Below are 15,271 nucleotides of genomic sequence, written 5' to 3'. Positions count from 1 at the left end.
CTGCCGTAATTGACTTTCTAATAGGCCGGCAGTAGCTTGCGACGTTCAAGCGGAGGTTAACCAAACCTCCCGGTCAAAACTTTGCTTAAGATCATGAAACAGTCATGAAATATGCCGACCTGCGGGACTTTGTTGCTCAATTGGAACAGCAAGGTGAGTTGAAAAGAATCAATCTGCCGGTGTCTCCACATCTGGAGATGACCGAAATTGGCGACCGTGTCCTGAAAGCGGGTGGCCCGGCCCTGCTGTTCACGCAACCCCGGCACGATACGCAGACGTATTCGATTCCGGTACTGGCCAATTTGTTTGGCACACCCAAGCGTGTTGCCATGGGCATGGGTGCCAGCGACGTCATGCAGTTGCGTGAAATCGGCAAAACCCTGGCTTATCTGAAAGAGCCGGAACCGCCGAAAGGCTTGCGTGAGGCCTGGGACAAGCTGCCCTTGCTCAAGCAGGTGTTGTCCATGGCACCCAAGGTAGTCAGCAAAGCCCCTTGTCAGCAGATTGTGTGGGAGGGTGAGGAGGTGGATTTGACGCGCCTGCCCATCCAGCACTGCTGGCCGGGTGATGTGGCACCGCTGATTACCTGGGGCCTGACGGTAACGCGCGGCCCGAACAAGAAGCGGCAGAACCTGGGCATCTACCGCCAGCAGGTCATCGGCAAAAACCGCGTCATCATGCGCTGGTTGGCGCATCGTGGCGGCGCGCTGGATTATCGTGAATTCCGCCAGCAGAACCCGGACAAACCCTACCCGGTGGCCGTGGTGCTGGGCTGCGACCCGGCAACCATTCTGGGCGCAGTCACCCCGGTGCCGGACACTCTGTCCGAATACCAGTTTGCCGGCCTGCTGCGTGGCAGTCGCACCGAGCTGGTGAAATGCATCGGCTCTGATCTGCAAGTGCCGGCACGGGCCGAGATTGTACTGGAAGGCCACATCCATCCGGATGACATGGCACTGGAAGGCCCGTATGGCGACCATACCGGCTATTACAACGAGCAGGACCACTTCGCGGTGTTTACCATCGACCGCATCACCATGCGTGAGAATCCCATCTATCACAGCACCTATACCGGCAAACCACCGGATGAGCCTGCGGTGCTGGGCGTGGCACTGAACGAAGTATTCGTCCCCATCCTGCAAAAGCAGTTTCCGGAAATTGTCGACTTCTACCTGCCGCCGGAAGGCTGCAGCTATCGCATGGCGGTCATCAGCATCAAGAAGCAATATCCTGGTCATGCCAAGCGGGTAATGATGGGCTGCTGGAGCTTCCTGCGCCAGTTCATGTACACCAAGTTCATCATCGTGGTGGATGACGATGTGGACTGCCGTGACTGGAAGGAAGTGATGTGGGCGATTACCACCCGCATGGACCCGGTACGCGACACCACACTGATCGAGCACACGCCAATTGACTACCTGGACTTTGCCAGCCCGGTGTCCGGCCTGGGTGGCAAGATGGGGCTGGATGCTACCAACAAGATGCCGGGCGAAACCCATCGCGAATGGGGCGTGCCCATCGTGATGGATGATGCCGTCAAGACCAGGGTGGATGCCCTGTGGGAGCAATTGGGACTGTAAATGATCTTGCCGGCCAGGCTATTTCCCTGCCAGCCGGCAATGCCTGTTATTATCGCCGCGTCAATTCGTATCTGGAGCATTCATGTCTGATCTGCACAATCCCAATTCCGCCCAGCGCCTGAAACGTCTGAATCACCGCCAGCGCAAGAAAATGCGCGTCGGAGAATACCGTGAACTGGGTTTCCACCTGATTGCCACCATTGCCAGCGACGTCAATACTGACAGCCTGCTGGACGACTGGCTCAACTGCATCGATGAGGCGGCCATCAGCTTTGGTGGTCATTTCGATGGCAAGAACCGCCTGGAAGGTGTGGTATTCCCGGTAGGGGAAGTTGCCATCACCGAGGAAATCCGCGCCAAACTGGTGGCCTGGCTGCAAGCACGCAGCGAAGTATCCAATGTGGAAGCAGGTGATCTGATCGACCTGTGGCACACGGTGTAAGCACACTGTGCCATACAAAAAACCGGCCTGGTGCCGGTTTTTTTACGTCGGTATATCAATGAAGACAAGGTCAGGACAGCTTGCGGAACACGCGGTACCCCACATACAACCAGGTTTCCCGCGCCAGGAACTTCACCTTGTTGCTCCAACTGACATAGCGGCTGGACTGGGTAGGTGCCGGGGCTGCAGTCAATCCCAGATCATGCGCCATCAGGACGGCGCGGCGCATATGCAGAGGATCGCTGACCAGCAAGAATGAACGAATCCCGAAAGGGCCCGCCAGCTTGCCGGCATTTTCCAGATTCTGCCAGGTGGTGCGCGATTCGTTTTCGGCCAGCATGGCCGTCATCGGCACACCCTGACGCAGGGCAAATTCGCGGCCGACATCGGCCTCGGTGGGGTAGCCCGGTTCCGGCGTGCCGCCAGTGAATACAATCCAGCGCACCCGTCCTTGCTTATACAGGGCCACCGCATGATTAATGCGTTCACGCAGTACCGGCGACGGCTTGCTGCCCCAGGCGGCAGCGCCCAGTACCAAGGCGGCATCGGCAGGCTCAGTCGCAGGTTGGTCTGCATAACGTGCAATGCCCCAGGCCATGTAGCCAAAGCCGAGCATGACCATCAGCACGGCCAGCAGGAATCCTTTGAGCATCAGACGCAGATAAAGCATGAAGCAGTGGCAGCGGGAGGAAGGAAAGCCTGATTGTACCCCCGTTGACGGGCAGATGGCAGTCACTGCCGCTGCAGGGCCGCAATATGCGGCACCCAAATGCCATGCCTCCACGCCGGCGTGGTATTACTTTTCCAGCTCCCAGATGGCTGCCTGCAAGGACTCCATGCGCTGGCTGAGGGCCTGTTGGGCATCCTCCAGCGCCTGGTTGTATATCTGCCGGCCGATTTGGCTGGCCACAAAGTCGAGCAGAAACTGAGCATCGAAGGTTCCGACCTCAAGCTGCAATTCACTGGACAGATAGTGCTGCAGGACAGGTGCCAGTTGTTGCAATTGCTGCTGGCTGAGCATGGACTGAGTGGACATGATGGGGCTTCCGGACGGATCAAGCCCGGCATTGTGCCTTGTCGGCGACCCGCTGCAAAGCGGGTTTCGGACGCTAGCGCAGCAGCGTGCGCCCCATCTCCACCAGGCCATGCAGCAGATGCTGGCCGGATCGCTGCTGCAACTGCTGCCCTGTCAGGTAGAGCCGACAGGGATCATGCGGGGGCAGGGGTAGCTCACGGCACAATGTCAGCTGGGTCTGCGCACTGCCATACAGCAGGGTGATGACATCGGCCCCCGCCCGGCGTGTCAGGCGGCCCAGCTTGTCGGGCAACGCTGCCGGACTGCACAGCACATGGCTGGCATGGAAAGCGGAGGAGCGCAATACTTCTTGCTGGCAACGGCCATGTTCGGCCAGGCAAGACAGCCAGCGCGGGCTGTTTTCCAACCACCAGATCAGAATCTGTATCATGTTCAAGCTCCATTGTGCATTGCACAATAAACTTATACATCCAGCCCCGTCCTGGCACAAGCAATAAAAAAATGGCCGGGCAAACGACCCGGCCAACACAGGAAAGTCGGTACCGGACAAGTACCGACAGCAGAACACCGTTAAGACAGCCAGCGTGGCTGGGTCAATGCTTCGGGCAGCAGGGCTTCGTCCAGTTGGGCGCGCTGCATCAGCCCGCGTTCCAGCACGATATCGTAGACACTGCCACCGGTGGCGTGCGCCTCGGCGGCCACCGCGGTGGCGGCGGCGTAGCCGATGATGGGGTTGAGGGCGGTCACCAGGCCGATGGAGTTGAGTACATCGGCACGCAGCTTGGCTTCGTTGGCGGTAATTCCATTCACGCAGTGCTCGGTGAGCGTGCTGCAGGCATTGGCCAGATGACGCACGCTGCGGAACATGCTGTAGGCGATGACGGGCTCAAAGGCATTCAGTTGCAACTGGCCGCCTTCTGCCGCCATGGTGATGGTCATATCGTTGCCGATCACTTCAAACGCCACCTGGTTGACCACTTCCGGAATCACCGGATTGACCTTGCCCGGCATGATGGACGAACCGGCCTGACGGGCTGGCAGATTGATGTCGCCAATACCGGCGCGCGGGCCGGAGGACAGCAGGCGCAAGTCATTGCAGGTTTTGGACAGTTTGACCGCCACGCGCTTGAGCACGCCGGAGAGCTGGACGAATGCGCCGCAGTCCTGGGTGGCTTCCACCAGATTGGGGGCCGTCATCAGCTTCAGGCCAGTCAGTTCGGACAGATGCAGGCACACCAGCCGTGCATAGTCGGGATGGGCGGTAATGCCGGTACCGATGGCAGTAGCACCCAGATTGATTTCCAGCATCAGCGCACGGGCTTCGCTCAGGCGCTGTTCGTCTTCACCCAGCATCACGGCGTAGGTCTGGAACTCCTGACCCAGCGTCATCGGCACCGCATCCTGCAATTGGGTACGACCCATTTTCAGGATGTGCTTGAATTCTTCGGCCTTGGCCGCAAAGGCTTCGCGCAGCACGAACATGGTGCGTTGCAGGCGCAGCACGCCCCAGTAGGTGGCCAGACGCAGCGCAGTGGGATACACGTCATTGGTACTCTGACTCATGTTGACGTGTTCGTTGGGATGCAGCTTGTCGTACTCGCCCTTGGCATGGCCCAGGATTTCCAGCGCACGATTGGCAATGACTTCGTTGGCATTCATATTGGTGGACGTACCGGCACCGCCTTGAATCACATCCACCACAAACTGCTCGTGCAGCTTGCCATCCACCAGCTCTTCGCAAGCATCGACAATGGCCTGGGCTCGGCGTGCATCAAGCAGGCCCAGATCGCGGTTGGCCAGCGCTGCTGCTTTCTTGATTTGCGCCAGTGCGACAATCAGGTCGCCATAGCTGGCGATGGTCTGGCCGGTGATGGGAAAGTTTTCCACTGCCCGCAGGGTGTGGACACCCCAGTATGCAGCAGCCGGAACGGCGCGATCGCCAAGCAGGTCGTGTTCGATACGGGTGGACATGCAGCAAGCCTTTGTCGGTGGTCCCCGCCCATGCGGAGTGATGGAGGCAGACTGTAGGCTGGCACAGGGGGGATTGGCCAATTCCGATTCGGGATCAGGTCATGCAAATTTTGCATAACCATCAAAAAACCGTCTCAACCGTCAGCCGAATTGCTAAAGGAACACCACCCATCCAGCGCTGCAGTGGCAGACCCGCCAGCATGCGGACGGGCAGCCACCCAGACATTGGCGGGAGATGGGCCGGGCATGCCAGCGGTGCTAGGATGCCGCGTCCTGATAGCTCAGATCGCCCACCTTGCGCAGTTGGTACTGTCCATCCTGATAGCGCAGCACGGTGATGCTGGCGTTGGGGATATCAGCCCCCTGGGCTTGGCCGTGTACCAGCGTATCCAGAATGCTGAGGATGGCTCCGCCATGGCTGACCACCAGAACATTACCGCCCCCCGCCGCCACGGCATTGCTCACGATGTCCTGCATGCCGGCACGCAGGCGCGAGACGATTTGTGGATAGGTTTCTGCCCAGCCGCGCGGGTCGGCATCATGAATGGCCTGGGCAATGGCGCTGTCGCTCATCTTGCGGGTGAAGTCACCCCAGTTTCCCCATTGCGGGTCAAAGGTCATGCCCTGCTTTGCAAATAATGGGGTCCACATTTCGGCATCGGGCCGGCCCTCGAAGCTGCCGTAATTCCATTCCCGCAAGCGCGCGTCTTCCTGTACCGGCAGTTGTTGCTGCCGCCCCTGCGCCAGCACGATGCGGGCAGTGCTGCGCGCCCGTCCGAGATCGCTGCTATAGACTGCGATGAAGTGGATTTTGGCCAGCCCCCGGCCCGCCGCCTCAGCACCCTGGATGCCTGCCGCCGTCAACGGGGTATCGGACCAGCCCTGCACCTGACTGGTGGTATTGAACATGGTTTTGCCATGACGCAACAAATACACATCCACCACCGGCTTATCGGCCGCCGCCGCCAGTTGGCTGCTAAGCATGACCAGACAGCACACCATCCATTGCACAATTTTGCCGCCCTGCATTGCCACCCCCTCTGCCCTTGTGAGCCTTAACGAGCGTTCATGCTAGAAAATCGGCAGGCAAGTAACAGCAGGCAATCGCCTAAAAGCGGCTGCGTTTGGTCCGGATTGTGCGGAAGCCCTACACCGGCTGTACGCTGGCAGCCAGATAATCCCAGAAGGCATCCAGCTCGGGGCGGCTGCGTTTATTGTCGCGATACAAGCGCACCTCCATGTCCACGCTCCAGCCATCCGCCGCCGCCAACACCAATTGCTTGCTGCGCAATTCGTTTTGTACCGAGCTGGCGGGCAGGAAGGCCACGCCATGTCCTTCCAGCACCATGTTCTTCAGTCCCTCGGCCATGTCGGTTTCGTAACGCAGCGACAGGAAGGTGGGTTCGGGAGCCGCCTCCAGAATCAGGTCGGTCATCAGCCTGAAGTAGGCATTGCTGGCATAGCCGAGGAAGGGCAAGGGCTGCGCGGCACTTCCCGGCAGCGCATGGCGCGGCGTGTGGTCGGAATTGCTGCGCACATAAGGCCGCAGGGTTTCCACGCCCAGCCGCAGGCCGCTGTAGCGCGGATCGGTCAGCTCCACTGGCTGTTTGGGATGGTGATAGCACATCAGCAGATCGCAGCCGCCCTCCACGAAGGCCAGCAAGGCGTCATGCACATTGCTGGCCTGCAGGCGGCAGGATAAGGGACCAAAGCCCTGCTCCATCTGCGTGAGCCACTTGGGGAAGAAGGAAAATGACAGGGTATGCGGCACGGCCAGGCTGAGCGTGCCAGCCGGCAAGGGTTGCAAGCCACGCAACTGGGCGCGGGTACTGTTGATTTGCGCCAGCATCTGCACCGCCTGCTCGCGCAATAACTCGCCTGCCGCGGTAAGCCGGGTGGGATAGGTGGTGCGGTCGATCAGGTCGGCACCAAACCAGCTTTCCAATGATTTGATGCGGCGTGAAAAAGCGGGCTGGGTAAGATGACGGACTTCGGCGGAACGGGTAAAACTGCCGGTATCGGCCAGCACCAGAAAGTCCTCCAGCCAGCGGGTTTCCATTCTGTGTTCACTCCCATGTCCATTGCTATTAAAGCTCTTTAAAATCAGCCAGCTATTTCGCAGCCCCGCCACCGATTTTGGCAGAATTTGATATTTTACAATGTAGTACCGCACATTGCCCCTACAATGCTGCAAACGAAAAACTTGTCTGACAATGAGAATCACACACACTATCTGGCGAAGAGTGCTCGGCCTGATGCCAGGCGAGATTGCCAGCGATGAAACCGGCTGGCTGCTCAGCCCCCATCAGCACATGCCCTTGCTGCAGCAACGCCGTGCCTTGATGCTGGTGAACCGGGTGCGGCTGTTTGCCTTGCTGTTTGCCATCCTCACCCCGCTGTGGATTGTGGTGGACGTGCTGGCCCTGCCTTCCGGGCTGTGGGAAAGACTGGCCACGCTGCGCCTGCTGTCCACCGTGGCCTTTACCGCGCTGGTGCTGTGGTATCCGCAGGATGGCAGGCTCAAGCGCGCCTATCAGGGCATGAGCATGCTGTTTGCCATTCCCACCCTGTTCTACATCGGCTCGCACATGCTGATGACCCAGTACCATCTGGAAGGCGTCTCCGCCGCCGTGGGAACCGGCTATGCCTTCCTGCCTTTTGTGCTGCTGGCCGCCATTGCCATCTTCCCGCTCACCATGCTGGAAAGCCTGGCCTTCACCATGCCGGTGCTGCTGGCCTATGCACTGGCCTGGACCTTGGACTGGTCGGTTGCCAGTTGGCCTTCCTTTGGCGGCGAATTCTGGCTGTTGTCGCTACTGGCCGCAGTGTCGTCACTGGCCAGCATCAGCCAGTTGGCCTTCATCATCGCCCTGGTGGGACAAACCATCCGCGACCCGCTCACCATGGCGTTTTCACGCCGCAGCGGTATTGAAATGCTGGAACTGCAACTGGTGAATGCCGAGCGCAACCAGTTGCCGCTGGCCATTGCCTTTATTGATCTGGACCATTTCAAGGGGATCAACGATGCGTTTGGCCATGCCGCCGGGGACAAGACCCTGAAGCTGCTGGTGCAGCAAATCCAGCAGAACATGCGCCGCGGCGATGTGCTGGTGCGCTGGGGGGGAGAAGAGTTTGTGCTGTTGATGCCCAATACCGACCGGGTGCAAGGCGAAGTGGCCCTGGAGCGGCTACGCCAGAACGGCTTGGGCCTGCGCCCGGACGGCACGCCGCTGACCGCCAGCATAGGCCTGGCCGAGCGCCTGGCCGACAAATGCAATGCGCGCCGCCAGTTGGTGGAATTGGCTGACGCGCGCATGTACCGCGCCAAGCAGTTGGGACGTAATCAGGTGGTCAGCCGCTAGGCGGCCAATCGCTTCACCCCTGTTGCAGCACTACCCAGTCCTGGGTTGCCGGGGCGGCACGGAATTCGTGCACCACCTGCTGCATCAGCGCGAATGCCTGTGCGCCATCCAGCGCGCGGCAGGCCTCATCCAACTGCTGCATGAAGTGTTGCAGCTCCTCTGCCGGCAGATGGTATTCCTGCGCCCGCAGGATGCGTGGATGGTCGGTGGGCAGTACGTTGTCGCCGATCAGCAGTTCTTCGTACAGCTTTTCGCCCGGCCGCAGGCCGGAGAAGCGGATCTCGATATCGCCCCCCGGATGCTTGTCATCACGCACTTCCAGCCCGGACAGATGCACCATGCGCCGCGCCAGATCGGCGATTTTCACCGGCTCGCCCATGTCCAGCACAAACACATCACCACCCTCGCCCATCGCCCCGGCCTGAATCACCAGTTGGGCGGCTTCCGGAATGGTCATGAAGTAGCGGGTGATGTCCGGGTGAGTAACCGTCACCGGGCCGCCGGCCTTGATCTGCTTCTTGAACAGCGGCACCACCGAACCGGAGCTACCCAGCACATTGCCAAAGCGCACCATGACAAAACGGGTGTTGCTGCCGCTGGCGTGACGGCCTTGCAAGGTAAGCTCGGCCAGCCGCTTGGTGGCACCCATCACATTGGTGGGGCGTACCGCCTTGTCGGTGGAAATCAGCACAAAGGTATCCACGCCGCAGTCTTCTGCCGCGCGCGCGGTGGTGTCAGTGCCAAAGGCATTGTTGACGATGCCGGCCACCGGATTGTGTTCCACCATCGGCACATGCTTGTAAGCGGCGGCGTGATACACCGTTTCCACGGCAAAGCTGCGCATGATCTGGCATAGCCGGGCATAGTCGGTGACTGAACCGAGCAAGGGCGTGCGCGGGATATCCGGCGCCAGTTGCGACAGTTCCTGGTCGATGGCGTACAGGGCAAATTCGGTCAGCTCGAACAGCACGATGCGCGCCGGATTGTTGCGCGCGATCTGCCGTACCAGCTCGGAGCCGATGGAACCGCCCGCGCCAGTCACCATCACCACCCGGCCCTGGATATTGCGGGCCAGCAGTTCGGGACGCGGCGGCACCGGGTCGCGGCCCAGCAGGTCTTCGATTTCCACTTCTTTCAGCTCTTCCACCCGCGCTTCACCCGAAACCAGATCGGCCATGCCGGGCAGGCGCTTGATGGGGATGCGCAGATGTTCCAGCGACTCCAGGATTTCACGCTGTCGGCCACGGCTGACCGAGGGCATGGCCAGCAGGATGCAACTGGCTGTGGTTTCCTCGATCAACAAGGGCAGGTCGTCCGGGGCATGGACGCTGAGACCGCGATAGGTCCGCTTCCAGCTTTCCGGATTGTCATCGACAAAGGCCATCGGCCGGTATTCCTTGCCTGCCTGCAAGGCCAGCATCAGCTGTACACCAGCCTGACCGGCACCATAGATGATGACGTGTTCACGCGGGGCATCCACTGAATCGATCCGCCGCACCAGGCCGCGCAGCACAAAGCGGCTGCCGCCGATATAGGCCATGGCGAACATCCAGAAGATGATGATGGACGAACGCGGAAACGGCGCAATGCGCGCCATCACGATCACCGCTGTCAACACCAGCACCGCCAGACTCACCCCGGTAAACACGGTGTAGACGATCTTGTCGTCCAGGTATTTCAGCACCGCACGGTACAGCCCCAGCTTGACGAAGATGGGAATCACCCACAGCGGCGGCACGATGAAGATCCACAGATACGGGTCCAGCTTGGGGTCCCAGTAGCCGCCCAGACGCAGGACGACCGCGCTCCACAGGGCCAGCGGCAGCAGCAGCGCATCCATCAGCGCCAGCAGGGCCATCTTGTTGTGACGGGAAAAGGTGAGCAGTTTGTCTAGCATGTCGAATCGACTTTCACGGCCATCAGCGCAGCACGATTTTCAGCAAGGTGGCGAAGATGATGCGGATATCTTCCAGCAGGCTGTGGGTTTGCGCATAGCGCACGTAATAGCCCAGTTTTTCCGGCAGGATCTGTTCGATATAAGCGCGTTCCGGGTCCGCCGCGCGGCCCAGGATCTCGTTTTCATCAATCATGCGGATGGAGGCCCAGTCGGTAATGCCGGGGCGCACCGACAGCACGATGTCTTTGACTTCATCCGGGTAGTGCGCCACATACTTGGGCACTTCCGGGCGCGGCCCTACCAGGCTCATGTCGCCGAACAGCACGTCCAGCAATTGCGGCAGTTCATCCAGCTTGCTCTTGCGCAAAAAACGCCCGGCACCGGTGACACGGCTGTCCGCGCCCACGGTCAACTGACCCTGCACCTCGGTATTCACCTGCATGGTGCGGAATTTGTGGATGCGGAACAGCATGCCGCCCCGCCCTACCCGTACCTGGCGGAAAAACACCGGGCCGGGGGAATCGAACTTGATCCACAGCGCCACCAGCAGCAGCGGCCCGGCCAGCAGCAGCAGGCCGATGCTGGACGCAATCAGGTCGAACAGGCGCTTGAGCAGCGCCGAACCGGCCCCCGGCGGGCGACAGCATGGCGGTAACAAGGCCGGGCCTTCACCCGGCTGCAAAGGCTGGTGCTGACTCATGCGCCCAGAATCTCACGCACGGCGGCAATCACGCGGGTCTGATCGTCCGCGGTCATGCGGGTGTATAGCGGCAGGGTGACTTCGGCCTCGAAGGCGGCATCCGCCACCGGGAAGGCGGCACGGTCCAACTGATAGCCATCGCGCCATACCGGCTGGCGATGCAGCGGAATGAAGTGTACCGAGCAGCCAATGCCCTTTTCCGCCATGCAGACGATGAAGTCATCACGGCTGATGCCGGCTTCCAGCTTGATGCGCACCGGGTAGAGGTGCCAGGCATGGCGGTCCCCGGCATGGGCGGGACGGGCCGGCAGGATCAAGGGCAGGTCGGCCAGCTCACGGTCAAAGCGCTGGGCCATGACTTCGCGTTTTTCGCGGAAGGCCACAATCTTCTTCAACTGGTGGATGCCCATGGCGGCGGCGGTGTCCGGCATATTGTATTTGAAGCCGGGGGCGATCACTTCGTAATACCAGGCCGGGGTCTTGGACACATAGCGGTCGAAGGCATCGCGGCTGATGCCATGCAGACGCATGATCTTGCAGCGGGCAATGATGTCCTTGTTCTTCGATACCACCATGCCGCCTTCGCCGGTGGTCATGGTTTTGTTGGCGTAGAAGCTGAACACGGTGACGTCCGAATCCAGCGTGCCCACCAGCTTGCCCTTGTAGGTGGTCGGCAGGGCGTGCGCAGCGTCTTCCACCACTTTCAGGCCGTGTTCGCGCGCGATGGCGATGATTTCGTCCATCTCGCACGCGAGGCCGGCAAAGTGTACCGGCATGATGGCGCGGGTTTTCGGCGTGATGGCGGCACGGATGGCGGCCGGGCTGATATTGAAGGTGGCCGGGTCCACATCCACCACCACCGGGTCCGCGCCCAGATAACGCACCACTTCGGCGGTAGCGGTAAAGGTGTAGCTGGGGACAATCACTTCGTCACCCGGCTGGATGCCGATGGCTTCCAGTGCCAGATGCAGGCCGGCGGTGGCGGAGTTTACGGCAATCGCTTCCACGCCCTCGCCGATGAAGGCGGCAAAGTCGGCTTCGAACTGCTTGGTCTTGGGGCCGGTAGTCACCCAGCCGGAACGCAGGGCATCGACCACTTCATTGATTTCGTCTTCGCCGATATCCGGCAGGGCAAAGGGCAGGAATTTCTGTTCGCTCATTTTCGTCATCTTCAATAGGCGTCGTTGTTCATGGCTGGCAGCCGACGCATGGTTGCCAGTCGCGTATTCGGTCTTGTCAGCGGCGCTGAGAGCGGCCAACAAAATAGCGTAGCGGCCCTGGGGCAAGGCACGCAGCAGCAGGTTTTTTGTCAGCTGCGCTTACTGGCGCGCCAGATTATCGGTGGCCGGTTTCTCTTTCAGTGCATCGGCGGCGCGCTTGCCCAGCTTCTGCGTGGGCAGTTCCACCCAGCGATTGATGGCCAGTGCCAGATACCAGGTCAGCACGGTGGCGGCGGCCACCAGCAGCCACCACGGCAGATTGTACATAGCCAGCACTTCCATCAGCACATAGCCGGCATTGGAATGACAGACATACCAGGCATAGCTGATCGCGGCCACCCGCGCCAGCCACGGGCTGCTCCACAGTGCCGGGCGCAGCACACCCAGCACAAACAGGCTGATGCCGATGGCGTAGCTGCCGTACAGCTCCAGCGAGGGCCAGTTGGTCACCCACACGAACATGGCCAGCAGCCCGACAAAATGCAACACGGTTTCCACTGCTCCGGCCTGCCCGGTCAAATAGAAATAACACCAGCACCCGGCAAACATCAGCGGGAAATAACACACCACCGAAGACAGGAAATATTGGTCATAAGCCCAGAAATGCGCCAGTTGACCATGCAGGCCCTGTGCATTCGGGCCACGGCACAGCATGGCCACCAGCGGCAGCAGCAGCCAGATGGCCCACTTGATGCGTTTGCCGGTGAGTGCAAAGGCGCTGCCCAGCAAGGCGTAGAACCACAGTTCCACCTTCAGCGTCCACATCACCGGGTCGATATTGCGTCCGCCCAACATGTCCTGAAAGGCAATGCTGACATGGCCGATGACATCGCGCCGGGTGATGTCGAAGTCGTTATCCGCCAGCCAGGCGGCAATCCACAAGGCAAGCAGCGTCACCGCCAGCCCGGCCCAGTATGTCGGGTAAATGCGGAACACCCGCGACACGGCAAAGCGCAGTCCGCCCATGCGGGTGAGCGACAGCGGAATCAGCAGCCCGGAAATCAGCAGGAACAGCCCCACCCCCACCGCCCCCAGATTGAAGGGCAATACAAAAGACGCCTCTGCATAGCCTTCCAGCGGGTCCATATTGAGGATGTCGCCGATGCGCGCGCGATGCTGCCAGAAGGTTTGTGTGAAGTGAAACAAGATCACGCACAGAATGGCCATGCCACGCAGGCCATCGGCAAAATCAAAACGGACATGCTGCTTGCTGCTACTCATCCAGTACTCACCCGTTGCCGACGCAGGCAAGGCGTCGACCATATTTGAAAAAAACCCCTATTATCCTCGCCGTCCGTACGGCTTGGTACGGTTTTTTGTCTCTTTTTCGGCTGCATCAAAACGGTTTTGCCAGTCAAATTGCGCCAGATCAGCAGCAAACGCGTCAGTCCTTGGCTCCGAAGGCGTGCGCGCAGGACGGGCAAGGCGTCTGAGCAGCATTTCCACCAGCGTCAATGGCAGAAACAGCAATACCAGCACGATCCAGCCCACACCATGCCAATGCGCCAGCAGCTTCAGCCACTCCGGGGCTGGCTGCCCGCCTCCGCCATGCTTGTCCCAGAAAAACATCGCACCACAGAACAAGCCGAACCAGCCGACCAACAAGCCGGTCTGCACACGTGGCCACTGCTGCCAACTGGCCAGCGCATAGGCGGCCAGATACAGCAGCACCTGGGCCAGCCCCCAGCCCAGGCCGCTTTGCAAGGCCATGGCCAGCAGCACCATGCTGACAAAAAACACCGCGAGGTAAGTGGCCAGCTTCAGCCCCAGCCGCAGCAGTTTTCCCAGCAGGCGCAACATGACATCAGCCCTGGCGCAGCACAGCCTGCAAGAAGCGCTGTGCCAGGATGCGGTAATCATGATGGGCCAGCACATATTGCCGTCCGGCTGCCCCCATGCGGCCACGCTCGTTGGGCGTGGTGGCCAGCATGCGGCACACCGCGTCGGCAATGGCGGCTGGGTCTTCCGCGCCCACGCTGAAACCGGCCCCGGCATCCTTGACCATGTCATTGCCCGCTTCCACCGAGTGGATCACCGGCTTGCCCGCCATCAGGTAGTCGAACAGCTTGTTGGGATTGATGCCGAAGCGGTAGATGGGCAGCTTGCGCCAGCCAATGAACAGGCTGTCCATTTCAGCCAGAAAGGCCGGTACTGCGCGCTTGGGAATACTGGGCAGAAAATGCACATTGGTCAGGCCCATGGCACTGGCCTTCTCCACCAGCGCGGCCTTGTCCGGGCCATCGCCCACCAGCACAAAGCTGGCTGGCGTATCTTGCAACCGGGCGGCGGCTTCCAGCAGGAAGTCCAGCGCATTGGCCAGACCATGGCCACCGGCGTAGCCAATCAGAAAGCGCTTGTCCGCCTTCAGCTTGGCCAGCGCAGCCAGGTGTTCGGCGGGTAGTGGCGTGTCCGCCCCCTGCCACTCGGCCACGTCCACGCCGTTAGGAACGACATGGTATTTTTCCGCCGCCATGCCATGTTCCATCATGTAGTCACGCGCGCAGGGCAGCATGGAGATGACGGTATCGGCCTTGCGATAGCCGAAATCCTCGGCCCACTGCATCAGGCGGATGAAGGGGTGGGAGCGCGACATGCCGCCCACCTCCACCGGCGTCAGCGGCCACAAATCATGCACCTCGTACACCAGCCGCGCCCCGGTCTTGCCGGCGATGAAGGCGGCGGGGATGGTATCCAGCGGGTAGGTGGAGGAGGCAATCACCACGTCCGGCTTCCACTGTTTCAGATAGCGCCCGGACAGACCCATTACCTTGCCCAGGAAGCTGAAGATGTTGATCACCCGCTTCAGCCCATTGCCCGGATAGGCTGGCGTCTTGCACCAGGTGTAGCGGATGCCGTCGATGTCTTCGTCCTGATACTTGGCCGACAACTGCGGATTGGTCTGGCGCAGGTGCGAGGTATCTGCCGCCAGCATATTGACTTCGTGGCCGGCCTTGACCCATTCTCGCGCCAGGTAATAGGGGCGGAACTCCATGCCGTGGCGCGGGCTGCCGGCATAGTGATTAATATAGAGAATGCGCACGCTGCTGCTTTTCCGGATTTAAG

At 60.5% G+C, this 15,271-nt stretch carries 15 protein-coding genes; 3 read left to right on the top strand and 12 right to left on the bottom strand.

What is annotated here, in order from left to right:
* Positions 1-104 precede the first annotated feature (104 nt).
* Positions 105-1,580 carry a 4-hydroxy-3-polyprenylbenzoate decarboxylase gene (ubiD, locus tag DLM_RS22425; protein ID WP_089083731.1) on the top strand — a complete coding sequence of 492 codons (1,476 nt, stop codon included), beginning with the start codon at positions 105-107 and terminating at the stop codon, positions 1,578-1,580.
* 82 nt (positions 1,581-1,662) lie between these two features.
* Positions 1,663-2,022 (top strand): 50S ribosome-binding protein YggL, encoded by a 360-nt coding sequence (locus DLM_RS22420; protein WP_089083730.1) that lies wholly within the window; start codon positions 1,663-1,665, stop codon positions 2,020-2,022.
* Positions 2,023-2,092: 70 nt separating this feature from the next.
* Here the strand turns inward: DLM_RS22420 and DLM_RS22415 are convergent, their stop codons facing one another.
* The 6 genes from DLM_RS22415 to DLM_RS22390 form a co-directional block, all read right to left on the bottom strand.
* Positions 2,093-2,692: a YdcF family protein gene (locus tag DLM_RS22415; protein WP_089083729.1), complete on the bottom strand. Its 600-nt coding sequence runs from the start codon at positions 2,690-2,692 to the stop codon at positions 2,093-2,095.
* 126 nt (positions 2,693-2,818) lie between these two features.
* Entirely contained in the window at positions 2,819-3,058 is a 240-nt protein-coding gene (locus DLM_RS22410) for a DUF2164 domain-containing protein (RefSeq protein WP_197715473.1), read from the bottom strand.
* Positions 3,059-3,131: 73 nt separating this feature from the next.
* Positions 3,132-3,488: a hypothetical protein gene (locus tag DLM_RS22405; RefSeq protein ID WP_089083728.1), complete on the bottom strand. Its 357-nt coding sequence runs from the start codon at positions 3,486-3,488 to the stop codon at positions 3,132-3,134.
* Between the two features lie 140 nt (positions 3,489-3,628).
* A complete protein-coding gene (aspA, locus tag DLM_RS22400; RefSeq protein WP_089083727.1) occupies positions 3,629-5,029 on the bottom strand; it encodes an aspartate ammonia-lyase in 1,401 nt (466 codons plus the stop codon).
* A gap of 258 nt (positions 5,030-5,287) precedes the next feature.
* On the bottom strand, positions 5,288-6,058 hold the full coding sequence (locus DLM_RS22395) for a histidine phosphatase family protein (protein ID WP_089083726.1): 771 nt from the start codon (positions 6,056-6,058) through the stop codon (positions 5,288-5,290).
* 118 nt (positions 6,059-6,176) lie between these two features.
* Positions 6,177-7,088, bottom strand: a complete 912-nt coding sequence (locus DLM_RS22390; RefSeq protein WP_089083725.1) for a LysR family transcriptional regulator — start codon at positions 7,086-7,088, stop codon at positions 6,177-6,179.
* A gap of 196 nt (positions 7,089-7,284) precedes the next feature.
* Between DLM_RS22390 and DLM_RS22385 the strand changes: the two genes are divergently transcribed.
* Complete coding sequence (locus tag DLM_RS22385; protein WP_231959940.1) at positions 7,285-8,391, top strand: sensor domain-containing diguanylate cyclase; 1,107 nt, start codon at positions 7,285-7,287, stop codon at positions 8,389-8,391.
* 13 nt (positions 8,392-8,404) lie between these two features.
* On the opposite strand, the gene DLM_RS22380 is transcribed toward DLM_RS22385, so the two are convergent.
* The 6 genes from DLM_RS22380 to DLM_RS22355 form a co-directional block, all read right to left on the bottom strand.
* Positions 8,405-10,288, bottom strand: a complete 1,884-nt coding sequence (locus tag DLM_RS22380; protein WP_089083723.1) for a polysaccharide biosynthesis protein — start codon at positions 10,286-10,288, stop codon at positions 8,405-8,407.
* A gap of 22 nt (positions 10,289-10,310) precedes the next feature.
* Positions 10,311-10,988: a sugar transferase gene (locus DLM_RS22375; RefSeq protein ID WP_089083722.1), complete on the bottom strand. Its 678-nt coding sequence runs from the start codon at positions 10,986-10,988 to the stop codon at positions 10,311-10,313.
* Positions 10,985-12,148: a DegT/DnrJ/EryC1/StrS family aminotransferase gene (locus tag DLM_RS22370; protein ID WP_089083721.1), complete on the bottom strand. Its 1,164-nt coding sequence runs from the start codon at positions 12,146-12,148 to the stop codon at positions 10,985-10,987. Before DLM_RS22370 ends, DLM_RS22375 begins: the two co-directional genes overlap by 4 nt.
* A 159-nt stretch (positions 12,149-12,307) precedes the next feature.
* The gene (locus DLM_RS22365; protein WP_089083720.1) at positions 12,308-13,429 is read right to left on the bottom strand and encodes an acyltransferase family protein; all 1,122 of its coding nucleotides are present in this window, start codon (positions 13,427-13,429) and stop codon (positions 12,308-12,310) included.
* A gap of 60 nt (positions 13,430-13,489) precedes the next feature.
* Positions 13,490-14,008, bottom strand: coding sequence for a hypothetical protein (locus DLM_RS22360; RefSeq protein WP_089083719.1), 519 nt, complete (start codon positions 14,006-14,008; stop codon positions 13,490-13,492).
* 4 nt (positions 14,009-14,012) lie between these two features.
* A complete protein-coding gene (locus DLM_RS22355; protein ID WP_089083718.1) occupies positions 14,013-15,248 on the bottom strand; it encodes a glycosyltransferase family 4 protein in 1,236 nt (411 codons plus the stop codon).
* Between the last annotated feature and the right edge of the window lie 23 nt (positions 15,249-15,271).

The organism is Aquitalea magnusonii (assembly GCF_002217795.2).
Lineage (GTDB): Bacteria > Pseudomonadota > Gammaproteobacteria > Burkholderiales > Chromobacteriaceae > Aquitalea > Aquitalea magnusonii_B.
This window is presented reverse-complemented; position numbering and strand designations above follow the sequence as displayed.

Coding starts and splice junctions, on each gene's coding strand:
- DLM_RS22370 (WP_089083721.1), bottom strand. CDS start 12,148: ATGAGCGAACAGAAATTCCTGCCCTTTGCCCTGCCGGATATCGGCGAA.
- ubiD (WP_089083731.1), top strand. CDS start 105: ATGAAATATGCCGACCTGCGGGACTTTGTTGCTCAATTGGAACAGCAA.
- DLM_RS22385 (WP_231959940.1), top strand. CDS start 7,285: ATGCCAGGCGAGATTGCCAGCGATGAAACCGGCTGGCTGCTCAGCCCC.
- DLM_RS22405 (WP_089083728.1), bottom strand. CDS start 3,488: ATGATACAGATTCTGATCTGGTGGTTGGAAAACAGCCCGCGCTGGCTG.
- DLM_RS22420 (WP_089083730.1), top strand. CDS start 1,663: ATGTCTGATCTGCACAATCCCAATTCCGCCCAGCGCCTGAAACGTCTG.
- DLM_RS22365 (WP_089083720.1), bottom strand. CDS start 13,429: ATGAGTAGCAGCAAGCAGCATGTCCGTTTTGATTTTGCCGATGGCCTG.
- DLM_RS22375 (WP_089083722.1), bottom strand. CDS start 10,988: ATGAGTCAGCACCAGCCTTTGCAGCCGGGTGAAGGCCCGGCCTTGTTA.
- DLM_RS22395 (WP_089083726.1), bottom strand. CDS start 6,058: ATGCAGGGCGGCAAAATTGTGCAATGGATGGTGTGCTGTCTGGTCATG.
- DLM_RS22415 (WP_089083729.1), bottom strand. CDS start 2,692: ATGCTTTATCTGCGTCTGATGCTCAAAGGATTCCTGCTGGCCGTGCTG.
- aspA (WP_089083727.1), bottom strand. CDS start 5,029: ATGTCCACCCGTATCGAACACGACCTGCTTGGCGATCGCGCCGTTCCG.
- DLM_RS22410 (WP_197715473.1), bottom strand. CDS start 3,058: ATGTCCACTCAGTCCATGCTCAGCCAGCAGCAATTGCAACAACTGGCA.
- DLM_RS22360 (WP_089083719.1), bottom strand. CDS start 14,008: ATGTTGCGCCTGCTGGGAAAACTGCTGCGGCTGGGGCTGAAGCTGGCC.
- DLM_RS22390 (WP_089083725.1), bottom strand. CDS start 7,088: ATGGAAACCCGCTGGCTGGAGGACTTTCTGGTGCTGGCCGATACCGGC.
- DLM_RS22380 (WP_089083723.1), bottom strand. CDS start 10,288: ATGCTAGACAAACTGCTCACCTTTTCCCGTCACAACAAGATGGCCCTG.